Source organism: Zoogloea sp. LCSB751 (assembly GCF_002028455.1).
Taxonomy (GTDB): domain Bacteria; phylum Pseudomonadota; class Gammaproteobacteria; order Burkholderiales; family Rhodocyclaceae; genus Zoogloea.
In genome coordinates this window covers 1-15652 of sequence record NZ_MWUM01000045.1, presented here as the reverse complement: position 1 = coordinate 15652, position 15652 = coordinate 1, and the positions used below count along the sequence as shown (strand labels likewise).

Sequence of the window (15652 nt, the reverse complement as noted above, 5' to 3'; positions counted from 1 at the left end):
TGCCCTCCTCGACTTGAGTGGTTGGTCAGCGCTTCCACTCTGGCACATCAATGTCACATCGGGTGGGGGCGTCCATTCCATTGATTCCGTCCGCACCCCTTTCATCTCACTCACATCAGCTTGGACAGGAGTGGATGAAACGTTTTGCCGAGCGACCTCGGCACATCTTGCGAGGCGGAGCCTCGAGCAGAGATGAAGGTGAGTACGATGATCGTCGCGAGGTACGGCGTCACCGTCAGCAATTGAGAGGGGACATTGAGTCCCATGGTCTGTGTTTGGAACTGCACGGCTGTCAGCGCGCCAAATAGCAAAGCTCCAGCCATCAAGCGCAATGGCCGCCAACCAGCGAACATGACGAGGGCGATCGCCATCCAGCCTCTGCCGGCAACCATGTTTTCCTGCCACAGCAGCACATAGTTTGCGCAGTAGTAGGCTCCTGCCAGCCCATACAACCCCGCTCCGAATATAACTGAGGCATATCTGACCCGAGTCACGGGGAAGCCCACCTGGCGTGCCACGACGGGGGAGTCACCGACTGCGCGAAAGGCCAGTCCCGCGCGCGTATGCGTGAAGAACCACCAGACCGTGACACACATCGCGATCGCGATGTAAGCCATGGGCGGCAATGAAAACAGTGCCTCTCCGACTACCGGGAGCTTCGACAGAATGGGGATATGCACGACCTGTGCCGGGGCGAGCGGCTGCGGCTCTACCAACTTGCCCAAATACGATGAGAGGCCCATACCGATGGCTGTGATAGCCATGCCCGTCGGGATCTGGCTCGTCAGCAGCGAAATCGCAAACAGGCCGAATAAGGCTCCCAGCGTCATACCGGCCGCCACACCCCCCACCATGCTCAAGGCCAGGCTGTGGCTGTGTGACATCACTACAAAACTGACAGCTGCGCCCACCAGCATGGTGCCTTCGACGCCCAAGTTGATGACGCCCGCCCGCTCGCTGATGAGCTCTCCCATGCCAGCCAGAAGCAGGGGCATGGCTGCAAGCATGGCGCCCTGCATCAGGCTCCCCAGAATGTGTGCATCGCTCATGGTTTGATATCCAAATCGAGTGTGGTTGATTATGCGATGCGCCGAATCCGATAGCGGACCAGCAGGTCCAGGCCAAGGATCGACAGAAGCAGCACTCCCTGAAGCAGGGCGCTGACGGCGCTGGGTAGGCCCAGTGCCATTTGGACGTTGGTGCTCCCGATGTCGATCAATGCTAACAACAGGGCGCTCAGCACGATCAACCCTGCGGACAAACGCCCTAAGTAGGCTGCCACGATGGCCGTGAAGCCGTAGCCAGGCACCCACCCGGCCTGCAACTGGCCCAGCGTGCCGCAGACTTCCACGGCGCCAGCAAAGCCTGACAATGCGCCACTGATGGATAACGCCGCCCAGATGCTTGTAGAGGCGCTGAAGCCGGCATAGGCCGCAGCCCGCGGCGCCAGTCCCGACACAACCAAGCGAAAACCCATTGGGCTACGAGTCATGAAAATTTGCGTAATCACGGCAGCGGCTACGGCGAAGAACGCTGAGATGTTCAGACGAGTGCCGTCCCAGATAGACCAGCCCATGTCTGATAGCTTGGGCAGCGTCATGTTGGCGTTGAACAGACGCGTCTCAGGAAAGTTTAGGCCCTGGGGATCACGCCAAGGCCCTGTAGTGAGCCAACTGAGCAGTTGAACCGCCACGTACACAAGCAGCAGCGTGGTCAGCGTTTCATTCACACCGAAGCGCGTGCGGAGCCAAGCCGGCAGCGCGGCCCAAAGGCCGCCCGCAGCGGCGCCGGCCAGGAGCGCCAGCGATATTGCGAGCCAGGCCGACATGCTGTCCGGGACATGGAGCGCTACTGCGGTCGCACCTATGCCCCCGAGGATCACCTGCCCCTCTGCGCCAATGTTGTTGACGGACGTTTTAAACGCGATGGACAGACCGATCGCCGTCAGGCACAGCGGAGAGGCCTTCAGCAAAACTTCTGATATGCCTGATGCGGAGTTGATGGGCGACAACAGGAGCGCCTGTATGCCCGTCAGTGGTGATGCACCCAACAGGGCGAACATTGCTCCGGCGATTGTCGCCGTCACCACCATGGCGAGCAGCGGAGACGCCCGCGATGCCCATCTGGATGGCAAGAGTCTCGGCTCCAGCGAGAAAGCCAACAAGCTTTCACGTGCGCTCATGCGACCTCCACTTCAGGCTCGCTCTGGTCATCGAACATGCCGGCCATCCAGAGACCCAGTCTTAGGGGATCCATGTTGCCTGCCGCGACCACGGGTGACGTGCGCCCATTTGCCATCACCACCAGCCGATCGCAGATCTGGAGCAACTCGTCCATATCCTCCGAACTGACTACTATGGCGCAGCCACTGGCGGCTATCTCGACGAGGCTACGTCGGATAAACATACTCGACGCGATGTCGACACCCCACGTCGGTTGAGACACCAGGAGGACCTCCGGCTTCTTGCTGAACTCTCTGCCAACAATGAATTTCTGCAAATTGCCTCCAGACAGCGCCCCCGCCGTGACCGAGCAGTCGGGCGCCTTGACCATGAAATCACGCAGGCATCCTTGGGCGGCGGCACGAAGGGATTCCACCTTCAGCAGCCCCATAGCGTTGAACCAACTCGTGCTCGTACCGAACTGCGACAAGAGGTAGTTCTGATCCAGTGCCAGGTCTGGAATCGCGCCGTGCCCATGCCTTTCCTCGGGGACATACGCCACACCCGCCTGGCGTCGTCCCAAAACGCTAAGCCGCCCAACGGGGGTATCCGCTATCCGGACAGCGTCATCGCGGGGAGACGGTCGTTCGCCTGACAGGTGGTCGAACAGCTCTTGCTGCCCACTGCCCGACACACCCGCGATGCCCAGAATTTCGCCGGCACGGACCTCGAAGCTCACGCCGTTGAGCTGCACCTCTTGATGCGATCGCGGCTCCGAGCTCAGCCGATCCACCTTCAGCTTCACCGGGCCCATCGTGCGCGGCAAATGTTCGTAGCTGGGCAGCGCTCGGCCGGTCATAAGCACGGCAAGTTCCTGCTCGGGCGTATCCTCGATAGCCACGTCCGCGACAAGTTGGCCACCGCGCAGAACGGTCGCCGAGTGGCAAAGCGATTTGATTTCGGCCAGCTTGTGGCTGATGTAGAGGACAGACCGGCCTTCGGCAGCCAGCGACCGGATCGTCTGGAACAGGCCGTCGATGGCATGGGGAGGCAACACTGCGGTGGGCTCATCGAAGATGATCAACTGCGGGTCCGCCAGCAGACATCGAATGATCTCGACTTGCTGCCGCTCACCGACAGACAAGTCGCCAACTACCGCGTCAAGGCGCAGCATCAAGCCGTAGCGCTTGGCCATCGCCTTCGCTCGATTGCCGGTCTCACCTCGTGCTACCTCTTTTGGCATGGACAGATGGATGTTGTCCAGCACGGAGAGTGCTTCGAACAATGCGAAGTGCTGGAACACCATCCCAATGCCCAGCGCATGCATGTGTTGAGGAGGGGCGAAATTGATCTCCCGACCCTTCCAGATGATCTGCCCCTCATCTGGTTGCACAGATCCATGGATGATCTTCATGAGGGTGCTCTTGCCCGCGCCGTTCTCGCCTATGACGGCATGGATGGCGCCGGGCATGACGCGCATTGACACCTTGTCATTTGCGATCGTTCCGGGGTACCGCTTTGTGACGTTGATCAGTTCAATGAGAGGGCGATTCATGTGTGCGGCCTGCGGTGGTAAGGTGGACAGCTGGCGCCATCGGGGCATCGCCCAAGGGAGGCCCTGGGCGGTGGTGTTACGCCGTCAGGTGCCTGATGTGCTGATCACACCTTCGACCGTCCAGTCCATACGGTCACGGTCTGCGGACGGCAGACTCTGACCGGCAGCGACACGCAGGACACCCTTGCTGTCCTTGAACGGACCCGCGAATGGATCGAGCTTGCCCTGCAATGCCAACTCCCTGTCGGCCTTGAAACGGGCAAGTGCTGCAGGCGGAATGAGCTTCTCGTTGAGCCCTCGGATGTCCGCGAACTTCTCGCGCACGCCACCGTGCTCGCTGCTGCTCTTCCACGCGCCGGCCAGGAACTGTTCGGCCTGACGAATGTAGTAATCAGACCAGTCGGCCACAACGGAGCCGACACAGGTGCTGGGCCCGAAGGCGGACATGTCACTTGTCCACCCAAACGAAAAGACGCCGCGCTCTTGCGCAACGGCGATCGGTGCTGTCGAGTTGGCATCTTGGATAATCACATCCGCACCGTCGTTGATCAAGGTGAGCGCCGCCATGCGCTCCTTCCCCGGGTCATGCCAGGCGTTGATCCAGACAGCCTTAACCACGATCGTGGGGTCGACCTTGCGAGCACCGAGTGCGAATGCATTGAGGTTGCGGAAGATCTCCGGAATTGGAACCGGCGCCACGAAACCCAAGATCTTTTTCTTGGTCAACGACGCCGCAATGCCGCCCGCGAGGTAGGTGCCCTCGTACATGTTGGCCGTGTAGTTGCTGAGATTCGGAGCAAGCTTGTAGCCGCTCGCATTGAGGAAGATCGCCTTCGGAAACTCCTTCGCTACCTTCAGCAGGGCGTTCATGTAGCCAAAGGTCGTTCCGATGATGATCTGATTTCCCTGGCTGGCCAACTGCCGGAACACGCGTTCCGAATCCGCCGTGTCCGGTACTGCTTCTACGCGGGTGACCTGAACCTTCTTGCCGAATTGCTTTGCCAAGCTATTTATCGACAGGTTGTGTTGATAGTTCCAGCCTGCGTTGCCGACCGTCGACTGATAAACGATTCCGACCTTTAGAACATCATCCGCTGCCAAGGCACGTACGAATGTGAGGCTGCTGGACACGAGGAAAAGACCCTTCAAGATTTCTCTGCGATTCATGGTGAGCGCCTCCTGTGAAATCAAAGAATCCATTGCAGAACGAACTGCGGTACCTTTTCGGTATTGGCGCTGCTGCCGAACTTGTTGCGCCAGTACTGGTACTCCACCCCCATATAGACACTGCCGGATTTGCCCCAGATGTCGCCTATGTCCAGTTTGAGTTGCGGCTCGGCCAGCAACTGCTGTTTGCAGGTGCCATGTGCGCCGATGATGTCGACATAGCCGTCGAAGACGAACTTCAGCCCGCCAATCGAAAACGGAGCCTTCCAATAAGGCGTGATCTGGTAGCTGGTGGCGTGGTTGCCGCAAAGATCGCCGCCGCCGAAGCCGCTGTAAGTCCCTTGATCACGATAAGCGACAACGTCCAGGTTGAAGTATGTGAAGCCCGGCGCATCGAACTCTAAACCCGCACCGAAGGTGACGACCTTCGCGTTGGGCCCGAAGGCGCTGTTCTTAGCTCCATAGTTGTAGCCTAGGTTGAGGTTCAGGTCCTTCACTGGGCCGAAAGCGAGCGCCTTGCCCGTTACCCTGCTCAAGCTCAGGTACGCGTCTCCCTCGCTGTACATCTCTCCTGAACGGCCGTCTTCGACGCTGTCTTTCGACATCAGTAGGAAGAAGTAGGTGCGCCCCCAAGAGTTGCCCGTTACGTTCTGGAATTCGACCAAGTCCTTTGCGAACTTTGGCCCGCCTGTTGAGCCATTGTCGTTAAACTTCGTACCATAGCGGTATTGAAGATCTGAAACGCTCCAATCTGCCGACTGCGCCGCACCCGAAAACAGCGTAGCCAGCGCAATTGCCGTGAACTTGATACCTCGAATATTCATTGACGACACCATTCCTTTAGGACCACACATGGAGGAACAGTTCGCGGCGGCGTTCTTCACAAAATCAAAGCAAAGCTTCCCCTACTCAGCCTTGCGTGAAGGCTGATTTATAGCGTCGTTCGCAGGGGAGCAGCACGCGCCAAGCTCATCGCTTGAGCGCGCTAATTGTTCATTCTTTGAGTTGCATTGAATCGCGTTGAACTGATCGTGATATCGAATCTAGGCAAGCCTGGAGCGGTTGGATAGCGTCAATAGTGAAACGATGCAGTGCGGAAAGTGAAACGCTGGGTCGGCGGATCAGCGTTGCAGAGGCCTGGATGCCAGGTAGAAGTTCAGCTTGTCGATATCGGTCATGCTCTTGGTGAGCAAGTCAATGAAGGCCCGTAGCTTCTGGGATGCATAGCGACTTCTTTGATACACGCAGAAGACGCGCTTTTGCTCTGGCTTCCAGCTCGGAAGCACCGGAACCAGGCTGCCGTTGTCCACCTCCGGCTGCACAAAAAAGTCCGGCATGAGTGCAATACCGAGGCCGTCCACGCAGAAAGTCTTCATCACCCAATAGTCGTTAGTGTGGATGCTGAAACGCGACACATAGGGATGTGATGCCTCACTGCTGTGCAACATGATGCGGTCACTGAACTCGGTGCGCCTCAGCGAGATCGATGTGTGCGCAGTGAGCTCTTTGGGGGCCTTGGGGATGCCATGCTTTTCGGCGTAGTAAGGGCTTGCGTAAAGACCGAAGGGCAGTCGACCCACGAGCTTGGCCACAACATCTGGCACGTCAGGCGCCACGCTGCAGATGTAGCAGTCGACGTTATCAATGCGTGGCGAATCTGAACGTCCGGCAGCGTCCAACTCACAAACCATGTTGGGATTTAACTCGACAAAGAGCCGAGCCACATGGCAAACAAAAGTCGTGGTGAAGTGGTTGTCAGCCAAGATGCGCAGGCGGCCCTTTCCTCCATGCGTCACCTCCTGCACTTCGTGCCTCGCTGACTCCCACCGACCACTCACGTCGGCCAGCAGTGCCTCGCAATGCCGATGCAGCATGCTGCCAGCCTCCGTCGGCGTGATCCTCCTTGCGGATCGAATCAGTAACTGCGCACCCAACTCTTCCTCTAGTTTCTGTAGCGAGCGACTGAGAGTCGCTTTCGACATGCCCGTCTGCAACTCTGCTTTCGTCAGGCTGCCGGCTCGCATGATGGCTGCAAAGGCGTCAAGAAGTTTGAGGTCCATGTCCAGTGTTTCCAAAGCTACGTTTCGGCTATGAAACGCATCATCTCATTTTGATCCTATGTTTGAAACGGTGTCGTGGCTAGACTCAATTCGACTTCGCAAGCGTCATCACAGTTTTGCTGGCTGAGTAGTCTAGAAGGAACCGTCAATAAACATCGCAGTACGCCGTTTCATGATCGCCGTCGCCATGATGAGTGGCGCTCTAGCGCAGGCCCAGTCGCCGACGAAGGTCGGCTTTGTGTACTTCGGACTGGTCGGCGCCGCAGGCTGGACGAGTGTTCCAAAGGATGTGGTAGCGCTCATCGACACGAAGAAGGAGATCGCGGAAGGCCACTTCCGAGTCCTCAGCGGCCCCATCAAGCTGCGTGAGGCTGCCGGTCAGGTCTTGCGATTAGGCGCTTGGAAAGATGACCTGGTTCGTTGACGGCATCGTCAGCGGTAAGCTTTGAAAAGGGTAAGTCCATGAACTTTCAAACCAATGCTTGGGTGCCAGTGCACCCATCGACGCGATTGTCGCCAGCTCGCGAGATCGCTGCAGTCTTTCTGAACGGACATGAAATCGCTCTGTGGCGGGACGCATCTGGTCGACCGCAAGCCTGGGAGAACCGCTGTCCACACAGGGGGGCTCGCCTCACCCTGGGGCGCATCATTCACAACCACCTGTCGTGCGCCTATCACGGCTGGGAATTCGAGGCCAACTCGGGTCGGTGCGGCGGTATTCCAGCCCATCCCAGTCAAACTCCTCCCAAAAATGCATGCGTCAAGACCTACGCCTGTATGGACAAGGGCGGAATGATCTGGGTGAAGCGACTAGATCTGCATGACGCTGGCGAGGCCGAGCCGCCCGACACGCCAAAGGCGGGTATTTTCTGCCGAAGCCTCGGACTCAAGACCGATGTCGTTGCGGTCGTCGAAGAACTTGAAGCCCGGGGCTTCCGGGTCTGTACGCCTAATAGTTGGTCCGGTCGTCTGGCATCGACCCCGGTGATCGCGATGGTCTCATACGCCAAAGAGCGGCTGACCTTTGTACACATCTGGGCGCAATCGAACAAGCAGCCCATCAAGGCCGGGGCCCTCTTTCCTGCGCTGGTGGCATTCCGTGCCGCAGCCGAGTCGCGTATGTCTGCGGAGATCTCATCATGACGTTCAAGTGCACAGATGCCTTCACGATGAACAGTTGGCTCACGATTGGTCCGGTTAGCCGAGTCTCTTCTGCCTCCAAGTCAGCACCATACCGGACGACCCTGTTGGAGGCCAATATTGCTGCGTGGCGCGAAGCTGATGGCCAGGTGACGGCGGAGGCCGATGGCGCTTCGGCATTGGTGGAGTCGCACTATGGCTATCTATGGGTATGTCCCTCAGGTCGGCCGGCACGCCCCATCTTCGACTTTCCAGAATACGCGGAAGCCGGCCGACGGATCGTCGATTGCGATGGCATTGGCGTAGCTGTCTCGCATCCGCGGATGATCGAGAACTTCTTGGACATGGGCCACTTCCCCTACGTTCATGCGCACTATCTTGGCACGATCCCGAACACCGAGGTCGTCCCTTATGAAGTGAAGCATGACGAGGTCGCCGACGAGCTATGGGCGGACGACTGCAAGTTCTATCAGCCCAAGACGTCCAACTCTGCCACACAGGGCCTGCAGGTGGAATACAAGTATCGGGTTATGCAGTCAGCGTCCGCGATGCTCTATAAAACTGCGTTTACCCGGCCAGATCTCATGGATGCCATTGGGCTGTTCGTGCAGCCCCACTCCGAGGAGCACATCACAGCGTACTGCCTGTTGGCGTACATCGACGACACGTCTTCGATAAACGACTTGCTGTCGTTTCAGCACACCATCTTCGGCCAGGATAAGCCCATTCTGGAGAATCAGATTCCTCGCCGGATGCCGCTGTACCCAGGTGCTGAGATCCCAACCCGCTGCGACGCGATGTCGACCGCCTACCGGCGTTGGTTGCTGGACAAGGACGTTACCTATGGGACCGTGCGTAGCGCGGAAGCTGCATGACGACCCGTCCGTATTTCGTGCAGCGGATTGACTGTGACGCCGAAGGAATTAAGGTGATCGCGCTCGTCCCGAGCGATGGTCAGCCCTTGCCACCTATCACAGCCGGCTCGCATGTGGATCTGCACATCGAGCGCCCTGACCAACTACCGCTGATCCGACAGTACTCTCTCATCAATGCCCCAGGAGAAACCGACGCATTGATCATCGGGGTGAAACTTGAGTTGCAGTCTCGTGGCGGCTCGGCGTGGATTCACGGGTGTCGGATCGGCGACATCGTGCATGTGGGGGCGATCCGGAACAACTTCGCGTTGCATAACCCGAGCCTGCACCATGTGTTGGTCGGCGCTGGCATTGGAGTCACGCCCATAGTGTCCCTGATGGCGGAGCTTGACGCCCGAGGCTGCTCTTATGAGTTGCACTACTTTGCGCGTGACGAAACCCACGTTGCGCTAAGGGATCGACTGGCTATCGCTGCGGCACGCTCTAGGTTGACGCTGCACCTAGCGTTGTCTCCGGAGCGGACGTTCGCTCGGCTCAGGGACATTCTTGGTGAGTCGCGTCCCGCAGGAAGCCAATTGTATTACTGCGGCCCGAGCGGCTTCATGCATGCGGTGCAGGAGTTGGCCTCCTCAAATTGGGACGATCGCTGCGTGCATTTCGAGCGCTTTTCGGCGGGCAAGCCAACACTAGGCGACGAGGATGCATCCTTCCTGGTTGAGTTGAAGCAGTCTCGTGTGAGTTGTGTGGTGTTGCCAGGCGTGAGCATCGCCGAAGCGCTCCGGTCGTGTGGCCACGAGCTGCCAACTTCTTGCGAGCAAGGGGTGTGCGGGGCATGTCTTACCCGAGTCCTCGACGGCATCCCTGACCATCGGGATGCCTACCTCAACAAAAGAGAGCGAGAGTCCAACCAATTGATCATTCCCTGCGTCTCGCGGGCCTGTTCCCAAAGACTGACCCTGGATGCTTGAAACGGTAGATAAGACATGAAACTGTACGACTACGAGCTTTCCGGAAATTGCTACAAGATCCGGCTCTTCTGCGCATTGCTGGGACTTGATATCCAGCGTCTGCCCGTGAACTTCTATCCCGGTAAGGAACATAAGTCAGAGAAATTCCTCGCGGAGATCAATCCGATGGGGCAACTGCCGGTCATCGATGACGACGGATTCATCCTGCGAGACGCACAAGCCATCTTGGTCTATCTCGCCGAACGGTACGACAGGACCGGCGTCTGGTGGCCGTCATCACCTGAAGCGAGGGGATTGATCCAGACGTGGCTGTCCTTCTCGGACGATCTGACGCGAACCGCGTCGGCTGCTCGCCTGCATGATGCGCTTGGCTATACCGAGATCGACGTGCACGCCGCTCGCAAGGGCGCGCACAAACTGCTGCGGTACCTCGACGATCACTTGGCAGTCCGGCACTTCAACGGGTCGCCATGGCTGCATGGCGGCTCACCCAGCATCGCGGACATCGCTTGCTTTCCATATGTCGCCCTGGCGCCTGAGGGTGGCATCTCCCTGGACGAATACCCCGACATCCGTCAATGGATCTGGGATGTCCGATCACTCCCGCGGTTCGTTGGTATGGGCGGAATCATGGCGATCGACATCGGTCAGGACAACTGAACACAAAGGGCACATCAATGAATCGTCCTCTCATCGAAAACAGAGACTTCCTGCGCCATTTTTGGCACCCCGTTTGCACCAGGGCTGAACTTGAAACCGCAAATCCATCTGGACTGGGGCCGCTGGCCGTAACACTGTTGGGCGAGCGCTTGGTGATCGCCAACTTCAACGGCAACATCGTTGCCATGGAAGACCGCTGCGTGCACCGCTTTGCAGCGCTGTCGACTGGGACAGTCGTGGGCGATAGCTTGCGCTGTAACTATCACGGCTGGAAGTACGGACCCGATGGTGTCGCGAACCACATTCCCGCTTGTCCCGACCAACCGATCCCGCGAAAGGCCTGCACTAAGCGATACGAATGCCAAGTGAAGTATGACTTGGTCTGGGTGCGGCTGGACAGCAGTTGGGACTGCACCGACATCCCCTTTTGTGGCGACTGGGATGCACCGGGCATGCGCTCGATTGTCGGCGACCCCTACACGTGGAATACATCTGCAGAACGTCGTTGGGAGAACTTCACTGATCTCTCGCACTTCGCATTCGTGCACCCTGGCACCTTGTACGACCCAGCTTACGATCGCCCGCCGATCCCCGCCGTCGACAGGGTCGAGGGCGAGCTGAGATTCGCGATTCTGCCGCCGCAAGACATGCTGGAGAACCTGCCCGAAAACGCACCAATCGGCTCATTCACCTACCGGTGCTCAATGCCCTACACGATCAACCTGAAGATCCAGCTGTACCGCGACTCCAGCATCTTCACGCTCTGGACCACCAGCAGCCCCATCGATGCAACGCATTGCCGCAACTTCATGATCATCAGTCGGGCGGAGAAGGCTAACGATCCGGATCATGCGCACAAAGCCTTCCAGAAACTCGTGCTGTCAGAAGATGCGCCCATCATCGAATCACAGTGGCCGGCAGAAATCTCGCTCGACGAAGTATCACTGGCAACCGACAAGGTGTCGAACCAGTACCGCAAGTGGCTGCGCGAGTTGTCGATTGCTGCGACTAAAGGTAGAGAAGCCTTTGTCGGGGCCTTGAAGAGTGACTTTACCGACGAGCGTTGAGCACGACACGACAAAGGTTCGAGCCAACCGATCAATCTAAGGCGCCATGAAGCGCTATTGCCGTAGCCGACTCGCCCCAGGCCGGCGAACAGCCACCGACCAGGACGCGGAGGTGGACCACATGGTCCGCATGCTGCGCTCCTTCCTCCGTTGCCCCCTTCAACCCAAGGACCCTGACCATGAAATCCCGTGCCGCCGTTGCCTTCGCCGCTGGCCAGCCCCTACAGGTCGTCGAGATCGATGTCGCCCCGCCCCGGAAGGGCGAGGTGCTGATCAAGATCACCCACACCGGCGTCTGTCACACCGACGCGTTCACCCTCAGCGGCGACGACCCCGAGGGCCTGTTCCCGGTGGTGCTGGGCCATGAGGGGGCCGGCATCGTGGTGGAGGTGGGCGAAGGCGTCGCCAGCGTCAAGCCCGGCGACCATGTGATCCCGCTCTACACCGCCGAGTGCGGTGAATGCCTGTTCTGCAAGAGCGGCAAGACCAACCTGTGCGTGTCGGTGCGGGCCACCCAAGGCAAGGGTGTGATGCCCGATGGCACCTCCCGCTTCTCCTACAACGGCCAACCGCTCTACCACTACATGGGCTGCTCGACCTTCAGCGAATACACCGTGGTGGCCGAGGTCTCGCTGGCCAAGATCAACCCGGATGCCAACCCCGAGCAGGTCTGTCTGCTGGGCTGCGGCGTGACAACCGGCCTTGGCGCGGTGAAGAACACCGCCAAGGTGCAGCCGGGTGATTCAGTGGCTGTGTTCGGCCTGGGTGGCATCGGCCTGGCAGCGGTGCATGGCGCGCAGATGGCCGGCGCCGGCCGCATTATCGCGGTGGACACCAACCCCGAGAAGTTCGCCCTGGCCAAGACTTTCGGCGCCACCGATTGTGTCAACCCCAAGGACTTTGATAAGCCCATCCAGCAGGTCATCATCGAGATGACCGGCTGGGGCGTGGACCACAGCTTCGAGTGCATCGGCAACGTCAATGTGATGCGTGCCGCACTGGAATGCGCCCACCGGGGCTGGGGCCAGTCGGTCATCATCGGCGTGGCCGGTGCGGGCCAGGAGATCTCCACCCGCCCCTTCCAACTGGTGACGGGCCGCAAGTGGCTGGGCACGGCCTTCGGCGGCGTCAAGGGCCGCAGCGAGCTGCCGGGCATGGTCGAGCAGGCCATGAAGGAAGAGATCAAGCTCGCCCCCTTCGTGACCCACACCATGCCGCTGTCGGACATCAACGAGGCCTTCGACCTGATGCACAACGGCGAGTCGATCCGTTCCGTCGTGCACTACTGAGCCTATCCCTTCAATTCATCTTCCCCTCAACGAATCAAAAAGGAGCTTTCCATGGCTAATCCCGTCATCTCTGGCGACGCCGTCTTTTCACATGTGTTCATTGGCGCATCGGATGTTCAGAAGTCCGCGGCCTTCTACGACGCTGCGTTGGGTGCTCTGGGCATCAAGAATCTTGGCCCCTTTGGCAATGGCTGGGTCCTCTACGGCCGAGACAAGCCAGCGTTCATCATTGCGCGTCCTGGCAACGGTGAGGCGCCTTCGAGCAACGGTGTAACGATTGGCTTCGCTGCAGCCAATCCGGCCGAAGTGGACGCATTCCATGCTGCGGGCCTTGCTCATGGTGGCACGGAAGAGGGCGCGCCGGGTCCCCGCAGCCATCTGCCCGGCGCGTATGCCGCTTACCTGCGTGACCCGGCCGGCAATAAGGTGACCGCTTACGCCTTCGTTTGATAGACGCTGCAACCAATGAGCCCCCGGTGAGAACCGAGGGCTCTTTCTTTTTGAAGCGAGTACCAGCATGGAACGCATCGAATCCCACGCCTGCTTTGGTGGTCGACAAGAGGTCTGGAAGCATGTCAGCTCAACGCTCAGGTGCAACATGCAGTTTGGAATCTATCTGCCCGAAGCCGCCTTACGTGGCGAAAAGTGCCCCGTGCTCTACTGGCTTTCAGGCCTGACCTGCACCGAGCAGAACTTCATCACCAAGGCCGGTGCACAAGTACACGCAGCGCGCCACGGCCTTATCGTGGTTGCCCCTGACACCAGCCCGCGTGGCGAGGACGTTCCCAATGACCCAGCCTATGACCTGGGCCAAGGGGCTGGCTTTTACGTGAACGCTACATGTACCCCTTGGGCAACTCATTTCCACATGCAAGACTACATCGCTGAAGAGTTGCCTGCACTTATCGAGCAGCACTTTCCCGCCAGCGAGGCAAGAGGAGTCTTCGGCCATTCCATGGGAGGTCACGGGGCACTGGTCACGGCCTTGCGCCACCCCGGGCGCTATCGGAGCGTCTCCGCTTTTTCACCCATTGTTGCCCCCTCCAAGGTTGCATGGGGACAGAAGGCGTTCGATGCCTATTTGGGTCCTGACCGCGAAGTGTGGGGTCAGTGGGATGCTGTTGAGTTGATCAGAGCATGCAAAGAGCGACTTCCAATCCTGATCGACCAAGGCGCCAATGATGAGTTCCTTGATAGACAGCTGAAGCCAGAACTGCTGGAGCTGACATGCCGGGCAGTGGGACATCCGATGAAGCTCAGGATTCGCCAAGACTATGACCACAGCTACTACTTCATCGCCAGCTTCCTCGCTGACCACTTCGAACATCATGCTGTATCGCTGCGTCGTAGTGATCTTCATACCCCAGGTTCGTCGACCGCGATGCAAATCTGAGTAACCGGTGGACGAATTTTTGGATTGAATCAATGGAATGGACGCCCTCTTCGACTTGAGTGGTTGGTCAGTGCTTCCACTCTGGCACATCAACGTCACATCGGTGGAAGCGTCCATTCCATTCATTCATGGTGATCTCAGGAGGCTTGCATGTGGGCGTTCTCCCGGTTCGTACGGTATTTCGATGAAGCAGCCCGGCATGGGTCGATGCGCCGCGCGGGTGACGTCCTGCATGTCTCGTCTTCGTCCGTAGACCGGCAGATCCTCAAGGTCGAGGAAGAGATCGGCTTGCCCTTGTTCGAACGCCTGCCGCAGGGGCTCAAGCTGACGGCTGCAGGTGAGCAGGTGTTGCATGCGGTGCGCAAATGGCAAAGCGAGATATTGGCACTGCAATCGCGCATTGAGGACCTCAAAGGGCTCAAGCGCGGTAAGGTGGTGCTGGCTGTAGTCGAGGGTGCCGCATCAGAGTTCGTGGCCAGCGCTGCAGCCGATTTCCACCACAGCTACCCGGCGGTGACCTTCGAGGTGTTGATTTATGGCGCAAACCGGGTGACCGAGGCCGTGCTGGCTGGTGAGGTGGATTTTGGATTAACGATCAACCCGCACCTGTCGCCCGGATTGTCGATCATCGCGCAGAAGGATTTCCGCGTGGGGGCAGTGATTGCGTCCGATCATCCGCTGGCATCCCGCAAGCAGGTCAGGTTGTCTGACTGCCTGCCTTACAAGATCGTGGTGGCCGAGCCCTCTCTTGACCTGCGACTGATTGTCAACCAACTCATGGCGCGGGCGTCGGCAAGACCTGAGATGGTGGCTTCATCCAACAGCATCATGCTGATGAAGGAGATAGTGATGCGAGGCATGGGCGTGGGGTTGATGACCCAGATGGATGCCGACAAAGAGGTGCAGGCCGGCACGCTGGTGTATCGCCCGTTGGCGGACAAACTCATTCCGACCTCCAGGTTGACGCTGTGTGTGAATGTCGAACGACAACTATCATTGGCAGCGAATAGCTTGCTAGGGGTGGTGAAATCAAGGCTGAACCCTTAAGGGCAATCGGCCAGAGCATGATCGTAGCCGTGGTCGGCCTGTAGTGGATGATGCGGGGCTTGGAGAGCGGGCGCCCCTGCTTACCACGGATGGGTGGAATTGCCTCGACAAGGGGCAGAAGTTGGGTCACGTCGTTGCGATTGGCGCCGGTCAAGATGACGGTCAGCGGAATGCCCTGCGCTGAATCAATGGAATGGACGCCCCCACCCGATGTGGCATTCATGTGCCAGAGTGGAAGCGCTAATCAACCACTCAAGTCGAAGAGGGCG

The 15652-nt window shown here is 58.9% G+C and carries 16 protein-coding genes and 1 pseudogene; 10 read left to right on the top strand and 7 right to left on the bottom strand.

Going from position 1 to position 15652, the window contains the following annotated elements:
* Positions 1–110: 110 nt before the first annotated feature.
* From B4920_RS25165 to B4920_RS25140, 6 genes are all read right to left on the bottom strand, one after another.
* Positions 111–1049: an ABC transporter permease gene (locus B4920_RS25165; protein WP_079437501.1), complete on the bottom strand. Its 939-nt coding sequence runs from the start codon at positions 1047–1049 to the stop codon at positions 111–113.
* A 29-nt stretch (positions 1050–1078) separates the two neighbouring features.
* Complete coding sequence (locus B4920_RS25160; protein ID WP_079437500.1) at positions 1079–2182, bottom strand: ABC transporter permease; 1104 nt, start codon at positions 2180–2182, stop codon at positions 1079–1081.
* Entirely contained in the window at positions 2179–3717 is a 1539-nt protein-coding gene (locus tag B4920_RS25155) for an ABC transporter ATP-binding protein (protein WP_079437499.1), read from the bottom strand. The genes B4920_RS25160 and B4920_RS25155 overlap by 4 nt, the downstream gene beginning before the upstream one ends.
* Before the next feature lie 84 nt (positions 3718–3801).
* The gene (locus tag B4920_RS25150) at positions 3802–4884 is read right to left on the bottom strand and encodes a BMP family ABC transporter substrate-binding protein (protein WP_161493386.1); all 1083 of its coding nucleotides are present in this window, start codon (positions 4882–4884) and stop codon (positions 3802–3804) included.
* 20 nt (positions 4885–4904) lie between these two features.
* Positions 4905–5708, bottom strand: coding sequence for a hypothetical protein (locus B4920_RS25145; protein ID WP_079437497.1), 804 nt, complete (start codon positions 5706–5708; stop codon positions 4905–4907).
* A gap of 297 nt (positions 5709–6005) precedes the next feature.
* Positions 6006–6944, bottom strand: coding sequence for a LysR family transcriptional regulator (locus B4920_RS25140; RefSeq protein WP_079437496.1), 939 nt, complete (start codon positions 6942–6944; stop codon positions 6006–6008).
* 172 nt (positions 6945–7116) lie between these two features.
* Between B4920_RS25140 and B4920_RS25135 the strand changes: the two genes are divergently transcribed.
* From B4920_RS25135 to B4920_RS25090, 10 genes are all read left to right on the top strand, one after another.
* The gene (locus B4920_RS25135; protein ID WP_079437495.1) at positions 7117–7368 is read left to right on the top strand and encodes a hypothetical protein; all 252 of its coding nucleotides are present in this window, start codon (positions 7117–7119) and stop codon (positions 7366–7368) included.
* A gap of 38 nt (positions 7369–7406) precedes the next feature.
* Positions 7407–8087, top strand: coding sequence for a Rieske 2Fe-2S domain-containing protein (locus tag B4920_RS25130; protein WP_079437494.1), 681 nt, complete (start codon positions 7407–7409; stop codon positions 8085–8087).
* Positions 8084–8959 carry a (2Fe-2S)-binding protein gene (locus B4920_RS25125; protein WP_079437493.1) on the top strand — a complete coding sequence of 292 codons (876 nt, stop codon included), beginning with the start codon at positions 8084–8086 and terminating at the stop codon, positions 8957–8959. Before B4920_RS25130 ends, B4920_RS25125 begins: the two co-directional genes overlap by 4 nt.
* A complete protein-coding gene (locus tag B4920_RS25120) occupies positions 8956–9927 on the top strand; it encodes a PDR/VanB family oxidoreductase (protein ID WP_079437492.1) in 972 nt (323 codons plus the stop codon). The genes B4920_RS25125 and B4920_RS25120 overlap by 4 nt, the downstream gene beginning before the upstream one ends.
* A 15-nt stretch (positions 9928–9942) precedes the next feature.
* Positions 9943–10587 (top strand): glutathione S-transferase family protein, encoded by a 645-nt coding sequence (locus tag B4920_RS25115; RefSeq protein ID WP_079437491.1) that lies wholly within the window; start codon positions 9943–9945, stop codon positions 10585–10587.
* Positions 10588–10604: 17 nt separating this feature from the next.
* Positions 10605–11654 (top strand): aromatic ring-hydroxylating dioxygenase subunit alpha, encoded by a 1050-nt coding sequence (locus B4920_RS25110; RefSeq protein ID WP_079437490.1) that lies wholly within the window; start codon positions 10605–10607, stop codon positions 11652–11654.
* A 179-nt stretch (positions 11655–11833) separates the two neighbouring features.
* Entirely contained in the window at positions 11834–12943 is a 1110-nt protein-coding gene (locus B4920_RS25105) for an S-(hydroxymethyl)glutathione dehydrogenase/class III alcohol dehydrogenase (protein WP_079437489.1), read from the top strand.
* Between the two features lie 51 nt (positions 12944–12994).
* Positions 12995–13393 carry a VOC family protein gene (locus B4920_RS25100; protein WP_079437488.1) on the top strand — a complete coding sequence of 133 codons (399 nt, stop codon included), beginning with the start codon at positions 12995–12997 and terminating at the stop codon, positions 13391–13393.
* 67 nt (positions 13394–13460) lie between these two features.
* Entirely contained in the window at positions 13461–14336 is an 876-nt protein-coding gene (gene fghA, locus B4920_RS25095) for an S-formylglutathione hydrolase (RefSeq protein ID WP_079437487.1), read from the top strand.
* A 150-nt stretch (positions 14337–14486) separates the two neighbouring features.
* Complete coding sequence (locus B4920_RS25090) at positions 14487–15383, top strand: LysR family transcriptional regulator (RefSeq protein ID WP_079437486.1); 897 nt, start codon at positions 14487–14489, stop codon at positions 15381–15383.
* Positions 15384–15426: 43 nt separating this feature from the next.
* On the opposite strand, the pseudogene B4920_RS29780 reads toward B4920_RS25090, so the two are convergent.
* A pseudogene (locus B4920_RS29780) lies at positions 15427–15564 on the bottom strand (IS5/IS1182 family transposase); the annotation flags it as partial.
* Positions 15565–15652: the final 88 nt, after the last annotated feature.